Origin of the sequence: Cytobacillus sp. BC1816, from assembly GCF_051353635.1 — a bacterium.
In the GTDB taxonomy this organism is placed as follows: Bacteria; Bacillota; Bacilli; order Bacillales; family Cytobacillaceae; genus Cytobacillus; species Cytobacillus oceanisediminis_C.
This window is the reverse complement of record NZ_CP195611.1, coordinates 1,519,595-1,530,924: the sequence shown is the minus strand read 5'-3', so window position 1 is coordinate 1,530,924 and position 11,330 is coordinate 1,519,595. Positions and strand designations below refer to the sequence as shown.

Annotated in this window: 8 protein-coding genes; 1 reads left to right on the top strand and 7 read right to left on the bottom strand. The window is 40.4% G+C overall.

Going from position 1 to position 11,330, the window contains the following annotated elements:
* Positions 1-2: 2 nt before the first annotated feature.
* Positions 3-203 carry an alpha/beta-type small acid-soluble spore protein gene (locus ACR42H_RS08070; protein ID WP_009331086.1) on the top strand — a complete coding sequence of 67 codons (201 nt, stop codon included), beginning with the start codon at positions 3-5 and terminating at the stop codon, positions 201-203.
* Between the two features lie 49 nt (positions 204-252).
* On the opposite strand, the gene ACR42H_RS08065 is transcribed toward ACR42H_RS08070, so the two are convergent.
* The 7 genes from ACR42H_RS08065 to ACR42H_RS08035 all read right to left on the bottom strand — a co-directional run bounded on the left by ACR42H_RS08065 (position 253) and on the right by ACR42H_RS08035 (position 11,246).
* Entirely contained in the window at positions 253-1,398 is a 1,146-nt protein-coding gene (locus tag ACR42H_RS08065; protein ID WP_436375467.1) for an anti-sigma factor domain-containing protein, read from the bottom strand.
* On the bottom strand, positions 1,395-2,138 hold the full coding sequence (gene sigI, locus ACR42H_RS08060) for an RNA polymerase sigma factor SigI (protein WP_113883251.1): 744 nt from the start codon (positions 2,136-2,138) through the stop codon (positions 1,395-1,397). The genes ACR42H_RS08065 and sigI overlap by 4 nt, the downstream gene beginning before the upstream one ends.
* A gap of 114 nt (positions 2,139-2,252) precedes the next feature.
* Positions 2,253-3,518 carry a DUF5667 domain-containing protein gene (locus tag ACR42H_RS08055; protein WP_436375465.1) on the bottom strand — a complete coding sequence of 422 codons (1,266 nt, stop codon included), beginning with the start codon at positions 3,516-3,518 and terminating at the stop codon, positions 2,253-2,255.
* 170 nt (positions 3,519-3,688) lie between these two features.
* Entirely contained in the window at positions 3,689-4,165 is a 477-nt protein-coding gene (locus ACR42H_RS08050) for a hypothetical protein (RefSeq protein WP_436375463.1), read from the bottom strand.
* A gap of 163 nt (positions 4,166-4,328) precedes the next feature.
* On the bottom strand, positions 4,329-7,616 hold the full coding sequence (locus ACR42H_RS08045; protein ID WP_436375461.1) for an efflux RND transporter permease subunit: 3,288 nt from the start codon (positions 7,614-7,616) through the stop codon (positions 4,329-4,331).
* Positions 7,617-7,824: 208 nt separating this feature from the next.
* Positions 7,825-9,222, bottom strand: a complete 1,398-nt coding sequence (gene nhaC / locus ACR42H_RS08040) for a Na+/H+ antiporter NhaC (RefSeq protein ID WP_436375460.1) — start codon at positions 9,220-9,222, stop codon at positions 7,825-7,827.
* Between the two features lie 446 nt (positions 9,223-9,668).
* Positions 9,669-11,246: a peptide chain release factor 3 gene (locus tag ACR42H_RS08035; RefSeq protein ID WP_113883256.1), complete on the bottom strand. Its 1,578-nt coding sequence runs from the start codon at positions 11,244-11,246 to the stop codon at positions 9,669-9,671.
* Between the last annotated feature and the right edge of the window lie 84 nt (positions 11,247-11,330).

Genomic DNA, 11,330 nt, shown 5'->3' with positions numbered 1-11,330 from the left:
CAATGGCAAGAAGCAGCAATAAGCTTTTAGTTCCTGGGATTGAACAATACATGGACCAGGTAAAATATGAAATTGCCCAGGAATTTGGTGTTCAATTAGGCTCTGATACTGTATCCCGGGCTAACGGATCTGTGGGCGGAGAAATTACTAAGCGCCTAGTCCAGCAGGCACAGGCACAAATGTCCGGCCAGAATAACCAATAACAACTTCATATAAATGGAAAAAGTCCGGAGCCATCTCCGGACTTTATTCTTACCATTTCCCTTTGTCATTATGCTTCCCTTGATTGTTTCCGCTGGCATTATTTCGATTGTCCCTGTCTTTCTGGTTTTTCTCAGGTCCATTCCCGCCTCTGTTTTTCCCATTATCTTTTTCTTTGGGATTTCTCTCGGGGCTATTTCTGTTTTCATTACCATTATTATTTTTTTTTTCGCTTGAATGATTTTGATGTTTTTGGGCTTTTACGTTATTTTCTTGATCTTTCTTTTCTTTATTATCCTGCCTTTTTCCAGGATTATTTCCATTGTTTTTACCGCTGTTATTTTGCTGGTTCTCAGATTTCTTTATTTGCCCCGGAACAGCAGGTTTTTCTTTACTATCTTCTATTTTCTCCTGCTTTTTTAATTGGCTTTGCGTATTTTCTGCCGGCTTTTGCGGAGCACGAGTTTCTTTATCTGTCTGTTTATCCGGATTTGCAGGTTCAGGTCTTTCTTTCTTGTCAGCGTCAGCTTTTAATTTATTTTCTTTATATATTCCAGGTGAGAGCCCTTTTTCAATAGCAGCTTCTCTTTCCTCTTCACTTGCTTCCAGTAAAGTTACTTCAAGCTGCTCTTTTTGTGCAGCTTGTTTAATATTTGCCAGCTCCTCCTGAATGCGCTTATCCGCTTCTTTACTCTGTTCTGTATAAACGGCAGCAATGACTACCTCTTTATTTTCCTTAAAATAGCCTTGTTTCTTTATTTGAAGCAGAATCTTGTCAGCTACATCATGAATGCTGGTTTTTTCCCAATTCTTGATGTTTTGGATAATTAGTTCTCCTTCCTCATTATAAGGAACGAGCTCTACTACCTGATATTTTTCATTGACCCCTAATTCAATACTCGGATTAACGTCGATTGACATATATGCATACACTTCGTCGTTTTGAAGGAACGGCAAAAAAGAAACGATTGCGAGCATTAGCGCAAAAGCTGCTGCCATTAATCCTTTTCCTTTAAATAGATTAAAAATAGTTAAAGGCGAGGACTTTTTTCCGTTTTTCAGTTCTATTGGGAAGAATTCAATTTCCTGGCCAAGTGCATATGCCCCATCTTGTTTTCGGGCCCGCAGAAATTCTCCTTCCGGGGTTAATAGTGTTAAAAAACGTTCGTTTATTTCCATGATAATTCCTGTTTTCACGTTTCCAACACCCCTTTGATATAATCCTTTAGAAAGATATAATCACCAGTTAATATCAGTGATATGGCAATTATATATTTCCTGTTTCTCTCTATTGTTTTCCTGCTTAAGGATACATAGCTCTCCAGCTGCTTTATCGGCAGCTTTTTTTTATCATAAAGTATTTTTTTGAGTTCATCATTTTCAACCAGAATCTTGGCTACTGTCATCGCATTTTTTCGTGCATCAGCATGTTTTGGAGACTGCTCGATCAGATCGCTGAAGGTAAGGTCGAATTCCTGCAGAATCTGTGTAAACTGGAGAATTTCTTCTTTTCTCAGTTCTTCATCCGTTTTTTTCCTGAAGTCTTCTATGGACAATTCGTCTTCAATCGCAGAACCCGTATCATCATCTTCCAGATTAGAGCCTCCATTAAAACTAAGATTCTGAAATTTGGATTGCTTGCGGATATAATCAATAACCCGTCTTTTGATCAGCACTTCCGAAAAACTGATCAATGAACTCCCTTTATCAGGACTATACTTTTCAATGGCTTCATTAAAAGCGATGAGACCAATGCTGAATTCATCATCTGATTCATGTATGTATCTTTTGCAGACTGATGATACTGTTTTAGCAATAAACGGCTTATATGACTCTATTAGCTCATTATTTAATGCTGTATCTCCCTGCTGTATTAACTCTACCGTTTCTTCGAGCGTTCTTTTACGCTTCTTTGCCAAAAACAATAAACTTAGCAATTGCCCCACCTCTTTTCAAAACACATTATATCATACGGTGTCCAGGTTATTTTTTTTAGGGTGGTATTGGCAAAGGAAATGTAAGCCTCGAAGCGCTTTCTTTTCCATCTTAAATCAGTTGCCTTTATTCTCTTTTCCTTGACCTTTTACTTCTTCAGCTTTCTCTTTTCCTTTGCCGGCATGGCTCATTGCCTCTGCCTGCTTTTCTTGAACTTTCTTTACCTGCTGTTCTTTTGCTGCTTTCCTGGCTGCCTCACGTGCTGCTTTTTCAGCTTGTTTAGCTGCCTCGCGTGCTTCCTTTTCTGCTTTTTTAGCTTCTTCACGTGCCGCCTTTGCTTCTGCTCTCTTTTGAGCCTCTAAAACCTTTGCCTCTTCATGTGCTTTTTTCTTCTCAGCTTTAGCTGCATCTTTTGCCTCTTTAGACACCTTCACGTGATTTTCAGGTGACACAGTTTGCTCTTCAGAAGCTGATTCATCAATCTCTTTCGCCGGATCTCCTGCTGCTTCAGGTTCTTCAGATTTAATCGGAGCAGGCGCCTTTTCTTCAGATTGCCCAGCCTGGTCAATTTCAGTATATTCTTTTTCATCTATCAATTGTTCAGACCATTTTTCAGTGAACTTAGCAATGTTCTTTTGCATCGCTAAAACTGCAGGATGGTTTTCATCGAATCTTTCTGAAAACTTAGCAAGATTTGCCTGGAGGGCAATGATATTCTGTGCAAGGATTTCTTTTACTTCATCTTCAGTTTCCTTGTCAGCGCTATCATTATCAGAAGAATCTTCACCGTCTGCAGCGTCTTCATCAGGAGCACCCTCTTCAGCTGATTCGTCTTCACTAATTAGATTACCGTTGTCCTCATCACCTGATTTTGATTTTCCTGGGTCTTCATTCGCTTCCTCAACGATGGTTTCAGCGTTTTCCATTTGTTCCAGTGCTTTTTCTATTGCTTCTAAAGCTTCCTCTTCCTTTCCTTCAGCAAAAAGTGCTTCTGCTTCAGCCATACGCTCTGCAGCATAGCCGGCAAGCAGTTTTGCTTCTTTAATGTCATCAAAAGTTAGAGCAAGCTTCACTTTTTCCAATGCAAGCTTTGCAAAGTAGAAGAAGCTTCCAGGCAACAGAGATGGGGCTTCTGATTCAATTTTATCAAGCTTTTCTTTAGCATTTTCAATGGATTCTGCTGTATCTTTATTTGTTTCAGCTGTTGCTTCAGCTGAAGGATCATTTTTTAGTTCAACTGTTTCAAATTCTTCATCTTCCTTGTTCTCACTTGCAAAGGCTGTTGCGGCTGAAAATGTGAATGTTCCCGCAATCACCAGTGCAAGTGTGCTTTTTGCCATTTTATTCATTTCTTTACTGGATAAAAATTTCAATGATTTCACCCCAAAAATTATTTTAAGCGGCCGCTTGTTCATTACAACTGTACGGTTTCATGAAAGAGATTTTTGGGGGTTATTAAAAAAATTATTTTAAAAAAAGATAAAAAGCTTTAACAATCACTAAATTGATTAGTGTGCCAAAGCTTTTTTCAATAATTAAATCATGTGCCATCTTAACTTTCCACCGGGCGCTTTCTACATTTCAAAATGATCCACCTGATCAATAGACCGGTGAATACACCCGGAATAACAAAGAGCATAGGAAGAAAGACCGGTCCGAAAAAAACCCCCAATAATTTCAGCTTGGTTGAGTACATAAGTCCTACTGTTACAAAATAGGCACTGAACACAAAGGGAAGGAAAGATAATTCTTCATTTTCCGGCATAGCCGTACGATATGCATCCCACATTGCAAACATGTAAAGACATGGGTAAAACATGAGCCACTGATAATTAAGGACATGAACCGCTTTATCAATTTCTCCCATGAAACTGAGCATGATGGCTGAATTAAAATGGCTGTATACATTAATGATGAATTCAAGCGCGACAAATAAAGTTCCCTTCCACAGCTGCCCCATTAATAATTGGCTAAAACCAGGCAATGCAATACTCCAAAAAACTGCTTCTAGTTTACTGAATTTTTTCATTTCATTACCACCAGCTACAAGTCGATACTTTTATTGTGCTCTGTTTATAAGCCAATTATCAATGAATTTTCCAGATATTTTCCTGAAAATCCATTGGAAAATTATTTCTCTTTTGACCTCACTATGCCAAAAGGCCCCTTCTTACGGAAGGAGCCAGCACGGATTAGGGGGTTTCATCCTCGTTTTGTTCTTTTTTTTCCTTGTTATCTTCTTTTAAAATTTTTAATAACTCTTCCAGCATGGCTGCCATATCATCTCTGCTGTAGGAACTGGCTTCAGAGGTTTGAAGTTGATTTTTGTCTTCTGCACCTTTATTGTGAATCCAGTCTTTATCCACTCTTTCTTCAAGCAGGTAAGCTGGCACTAAGTGGCCATCCGGTGTTGCATACATTTTATTTAACCGCCTTGTATCCCTGTCAAAGAAACTATATACAACAGGTATCACAAATAGTGTCAGGAACGTACTGCTGATCAGCCCGCCTATCAGAGCTATTCCCATAGGCTGGTTAATTTCAGTTCCTTCTCCTATACCAAGGGCAAGTGGAACTAACCCAAGTATGGTTGTTAAAGCTGTCATAAGTATTGGCCTTGCACGGTCCTTAACCGAAATGATTATGGCATCGTAGGTCTTAAGGCCATGTCCTTTCTTTTGGTTAATATAATCAACAATGACTATTGCATTATTAACTACAATTCCTGCCAGCACAATAATCCCGATTATTGCTGTTAAGCTAATAGGTGTTTGGGTTGCTGTAAGAGCAATTGCCACCCCTATCACCATGAGAGGCACAGTAAACATGATAACTAACGGATATTTCAGCGACTCAAATTGGGCTGCCATGACTAGATATATAAAGATGATTGCCAGAACAAAGGCAAGAATCAGGTCATCAATGGATGATTCCAGCAACTCCCTGTCACCGCTAAAAACGATTTCCGTTTCATCCGGCAAATCCAGGTCAGCAATTTCTTTATCCACTTCTTTTGACACGGCACCCATGTTTGTTGAAGACTTGTATTTTAATGTAAATTGAACAGCGTCCTGCTGATTGATGCGCTGAATATTGACCGGTCCTTCTCCGCGTTCTATATTAGTTACGTCACTCAGAGCAGCATAATTCCCATCAGGCTTTTTTATAAGCAATTTTTTTAAATTCTCTATATCCTGTGTGACTTCCCGATCATACTCAACAAAAACGCCATATATATTCGACTCTTCATCTATCATTTGTGTTGCCCGATTTCCACGTGTTACATCATTTACTGCCATGGCTACCTGGGCAGGAGCCAGTCCTTGCTTAAGTGCCTTTTCACGGTCCACAGTTATTTGAATCTCTTCAACTGTATCCATAAGGTCTGTCGATAAATCTGTTACATCATCTAAGTCTCTTAATGCATTATAGATTTTATTTACATTTTCTGTTAAGCGATTTGGATCTGTATCCTTTACACTGAAAGTCAGTGTATTCGGAGTTGTACCGGATGAGGATTGCATGTTAAATGAGAGTTCGGCCGTATCATTAACCTTTGATGCAGCATTTTCCAGATCCTTTTTGATATCATCGGCAAATTCAAAGGTTGATCTTTCACGCTGATCAAGCTCTTTCATTTTGATGTACAATTCAGCGATATTGGCATTCTTCGAGCCCCGGAAGGACCCTTCCTGTGTGGTTCCGATGAGGCTGACATATGTATCTACCTCTTCTTCATCCTTTAATTCTTCCTCTAAAGCAGATATAACCTTTTCAGTTTCTGAAAGTGCAGTGCCATTTTCAAGCTCCATCCGCACCGTAAAGAAGCCTTCATCTGTATTTGGAAGAAATTGTGTACCTACAGTGGTCATTCCAAAGCTTCCCGCCGCCAATAACAGCATGGTGATCGCTATTACCACTGCGCGATTCCGCAAAGACCACTTAATTGATTTTTCAAGTGAACGCATTAAGCCTGATTCCTGCCTTTTTGTCTCAATGTTTGCTTTTGGAGACTTCAGCAGCCGGCTCGCCAGCATGGGCACAACTGTCAGTGCAACAGCTAGAGATGCAAATAGGCTAAAGGAAATGGTCAGGGCAAACTCCTTAAACAACTCACCGATGATTCCAGTAATAAATACTACTGGGAGGAATACAGCGACAGTCGTTAGTGTTGAAGCAGTAATCGCACCGCCTACTTCTTTTGCTCCATCACTGGCGGCTGTTTTAGGATCTTTCCCCATTGATAAATGACGGTAAATATTTTCAATAACTACAATGGAATTATCCACCAGCATCCCAATTCCAAGCGCTAATCCGCCTAGCGTCATAATATTTAAGGTGAAATCTGAAAAATACATTAAAACAAACGTAAAAATTACAGAGTAAGGGATAGAGATACCAATAATAAGCGGGCTTTTAACATTTTTCAAAAAGAAAAATAGCACAATCATGGCAAAAGCACCGCCAAGAATCAGTGAATTGGAGATATTCCCTATTGCAAGGTTTATGTAATCCCCCTGGTCAAAAAGAATTTCTGATTCAATATTTTCAAACTGTTCTTTCTCAAGTAGATCATCCAATTTCTGTATGAATTGATTTGAAACTTCTGCCGTATTAGCGTCTGACTGCTGCAGGACACTCAGCAAAACAGATGGAGACTGGTTTGTGCGCGTGATGGTGCGATCATCCTGGCTGGCCAGCCTAACCTCTGAGATATCTTCAAGGCTTACTTTATCGCCTGTTGCAGGGTCAACTGTTACAGTAATTTTTTTCAGCGTATCAAGGGAATCAATAGAACTAATGATCCTGGTTGTCAGTTCTTTTCCCTCAGTTAATACCGGATCACCCGGCATTGAAATGTTATTGGATTCAATTACATCAACAACTTCAGCCTGGCTTAGTTTGAAATCTCTTAGTTTTTCCTGGTCAAGTTCCACCCTTACTTCCTTAATGGCTGTTCCGGAGAGATTTACGCTTGCTACTCCTTCAACCTTGGCCAGCTCCAGATTCAGTTGTTCTGCAAGCCTTCTTAATGCTTCAGGCTCTTCATCTGCACTAAGGGATAATTGTATGATAGGAAACTGGGCAGGATCAAACTTCATAAATCGCGGTTTTTCGGCTTCATCAGGAAGCTGTGTCTGGTCCAGTCTTTGAATAACCTCATTTTGTATTTCATCAATATCAGTAGTCCAGGAAAATTGCATCAGAATGAAATTTGCGCTCTCTTGCGAGGTAGAGGTTAAGGTTTTAATCCCCGGCAATGTTGCCAGATTTTCCTCGAGCGGCTTTGTTACTTTTTCCACAACTTCATCGGGACTTGCTCCAGGATACGAAGTTACTACTACTCCTACAGGAGGATTCAGATCAGGTATGAGCTTTAATGGAATATTCAAGAGGGAGACAACCCCTAAAATAAGCACTAAGAACATTGTAACCAATGTAAAGATTGGCCTTTTGATTGAAAAATCACTTATTCGCACACACTCTGCTCCTTTCAAAGTCAATAAATATATGACGGCAGGCAATGATTGATTTAAACACATTATAACTATATTAAAGCAGCAATCACTATGCAAGAAATCAGTGTGCTGTTAAATGGAGAAAAAGAACATTCTATTTGACTTTAAAGTGGTTCCATCATGCAAAATTCTACAACTACGGATTTTTTGTCCACAGAAAAAAGCAGCATTACACAGCTGCTTTTTTCTCAATTTTTTCGATCTTTAAACCAGTGAATCCATAGATAAGAGTAATAACTGGACTTAGTATGCAGAAGAACGCAAACGGCATGTAAGCTGCTGTTTCCACCCCTAGTACACCTGTTAGAAAAACTCCGCAAACACTCCACGGGACTAACGGGTTTACCACGGTGCCGGCATCCTCCAGAATCCTTGAAAGATTTTTCGGGTGCAGCCCGGCTTTTTCAAAAGGCCCTCTGAACGCATTCCCTGTTAAGAGAATCGACAGATATTGTTCTCCAAGGAGGAAGTTAATCCCGATTGCTGTTCCTGCTGCTGCCGCTACTAAAGCGGACACACGATTCAAAACTCCTTTGATGCCTTCTAGTAAAGCTGGAAGAATGCCAAGCTTAAAGAATAAACCTCCCATGGAAAGTGCAAGCAATACCAAAGAAATAGAAAACATCATACTTTCCATGCCGCCTCTTGATAATAGTGCGTCTACTTCCTCTGAACCACTTTTAGAGGCATATCCTGAAAACAGCAATGACATCACTTTTTCGAAACCGAAACTGTTTTGAACAAAGATCGCCAGGATTAAAGCCGATAAAATTCCAGCTGAAAGTGTGATGATAGCCGATACTCTTTTAATGGCCAGTATTGACAAAATGACAAATGGAATTAGGGAGTACCAATGTACAAGCCCCTCATCCAGCAGAGTTTTTTTCAGCTGGGCAATTTTTGAAAAATCAGATGCTGCCTCGCCTGGTGACAGCACAGCAAAAATTGCCAAAGAAATAATAAACGAAGGGATCGTTGTCCATGCCATGGTCTTTATATGTTCAAATAAATCCACCTTAACTGTCGATGATGCCAGATTAGTTGTATCGGACAACGGAGACATTTTATCTCCAAAAAATGCACCGGAAATAACTGCACCTGCCGTAATAGCATCCGAAAGACCCAAAGCAGAGCTGACTCCCATAAAGGCCACCCCCAATGTAGCAGCCGTTGTAAGCGAGCTTCCAATGCTCATGCCAATCACTGATGCTACCACAAACACAATGGCATAAAAGAACTTTCCATTAACAGCTTCCAAAGCCATGTAAATAAATGTAGGAATGGTTCCGCTTGCCATCCAGCTGCTTATCAGCATGCCTATTAAAAAGAAAATGAAAATCGCCCCTAATCCGGACTGGGCACCTTCAATCAGCCCCTTTTCCAGCTGTGTAATGGATACTTTTTTTATTAAACCGTAAGCAATTAACCCCATTATCGCGAAAACAACGGGAATATGAGGCACTGCCCCTGCGAAAATAATTGAATAACTTATCCCTCCAAGGATTAATAGAGTGATAATAAGTGCCTCTAACGGCTTCAAGTTCAATGCTGCATGTTCCTGATGCATAATGTATTCCTCCTAAAAATTACCATGAAGTTGGGAGCAAACAAAAAGAGCCCTCTCGCCAATAGGGACGAAGGAGCTCCGCGGTACCACCCTAATTGATAAGCCATTTACGCTTACCCGCTTAAAGAGAATGTCCTGTTGCAATGCAGTTGTATTTCGACCAATTGCTGCCTGGATTTTCATCACCCATCCAGTTTCTATCTGCTGACGGCAACTGCTCTACTTTCTTCTGCGGACAATGTCTATATTTTTATCGAGATTGAACTTCCTGCTTTTTAACTTAAACGCTTTTTAGTGCTAAAGCGCGTGTGTTAATACTATATTATCAATTGATGAATATGTCAATAGAATGACAGAGGAATATACAGGAATTGAAGCAGGAAAAAAAGAGGCTAATCATTTACAGAGACCAAAATCAGAAACGGCCCCTAAAAGAGGCCGCATGATTATTCTGAGTCCATCGGATTATATAGTTGAACATCCGGATTTTTTTCCTGGAACCATCGGAGTGCAAAGTCATTTTCAAATAGAAAAACGTTTTTGTCATAACGGTCTTTAACCAGGAGACTTCTTCCGCTGGAAAGATTTTCGTTGACCTCATCGCCTTCTACCCAGCGGGCGATTTTGGAGCCTTGCCTTTCCATATAAACTTCTGTGTTATATTCATTTTTCATGCGATGTTCAAAAACTTCAAATTGCAGCTGTCCTACTGCACCCAGAAGGTATTCTTCCATTTTTACTGTTTTAAACAGCTGGATTGCTCCTTCCTGTACCAGCTGCTGGATGCCCTTATGAAAATGTTTTTGCTTCATGACATTTTTGGCAGTTACTTTTACAAATAACTCAGGTGTAAATTGAGGAAGACGTTCATATTGGAAATTATTTTTACCAGCCGTTAACGTATCGCCAATCTGGTAAGTTCCCGGGTCGTAGATTCCAATGATATCCCCGCTTACTGCAGTATCTACTGTACTTCTGTCATCAGCCATGAATTGTGTGGACTGCGCAAGCTTGATGGACTTGCCGATTCTTGGTATATTTACAGCCATGCCTCTTTCAAATTGGCCTGAACAAATTCTTAAAAATGCTATCCGGTCGCGATGAGCAGGATTCATATTTGCCTGAATTTTAAATATGAAGCCAGAAAATTCTTCTGACAGCGGATCTATTTCACCTGCTGAAGAATCCCTCGGCTGCGGCGGCGGTGCAAATTGGAGATAAGACTCAAGGAATGTCTGTACGCCAAAGTTGGTCAGCGCGCTACCAAAAAACACAGGGGTCAATTCTCCCTTTGCAATTCTCTCTCTTGAAAACTCATTGCCCGCTTCATTTAACAGCATAATTTCTTCGAGCGTCTGATCATATAGCCCAGAATCCTTGATGGAATGGCTGCCCTCTATTTCACCTTCTTCATTCAGGGAAATGAAGCGGTCCTCTTCCTCTACTCTGAATTGCTCAATTCGATTATTAAACCGATCATAAATTCCGAGGAATTCTTTCCCCATCCCGATTGGCCAGTTCATTGGATATGATTCAATTCCCATGACCTCTTCTAATTCTGCAAGGAGCTCAAGTGGTGCCTTTCCCTGGCGGTCAAGCTTATTCATAAATGTAAAAATCGGAATTCCTCTCATGCGGCAGACCTTGAATAATTTAAGTGTCTGCTCTTCGATGCCTTTTGCTGAGTCAATGATCATAACAGCACTATCAACTGCTGTCAGCGTACGATACGTGTCTTCACTGAAATCCTGGTGACCAGGAGTATCTAGAATATTAACGCGCGCACCATCATATTCAAACTGCATCACACTGGAGGTAACAGAAATACCGCGCTGCTTTTCAATTTCCATCCAGTCGCTTGTCGCATACTTGCCTGTCTTCTTCCCTTTAACTGTACCCGCGTCTCGAATGGCACCCCCGAATAACAGGAGTTTTTCTGTCAGCGTCGTTTTACCGGCATCCGGGTGGGAAATGATTGCAAAGGTGCGGCGGGATAAAACTTCTTCTTTAAATTTTTTGGACATATTCGTTCCTCACTTACTTATATGAAAATTTGTTTATCAAGCAATCATGTGTCACTTAATTATTGCAATACCTTCAATTTTATC

Coding starts and splice junctions, on each gene's coding strand:
- ACR42H_RS08070 (WP_009331086.1), top strand. CDS start 3: ATGGCAAGAAGCAGCAATAAGCTTTTAGTTCCTGGGATTGAACAATAC.
- ACR42H_RS08050 (WP_436375463.1), bottom strand. CDS start 4,165: ATGAAAAAATTCAGTAAACTAGAAGCAGTTTTTTGGAGTATTGCATTG.
- ACR42H_RS08035 (WP_113883256.1), bottom strand. CDS start 11,246: ATGTCCAAAAAATTTAAAGAAGAAGTTTTATCCCGCCGCACCTTTGCA.
- nhaC (WP_436375460.1), bottom strand. CDS start 9,222: ATGCATCAGGAACATGCAGCATTGAACTTGAAGCCGTTAGAGGCACTT.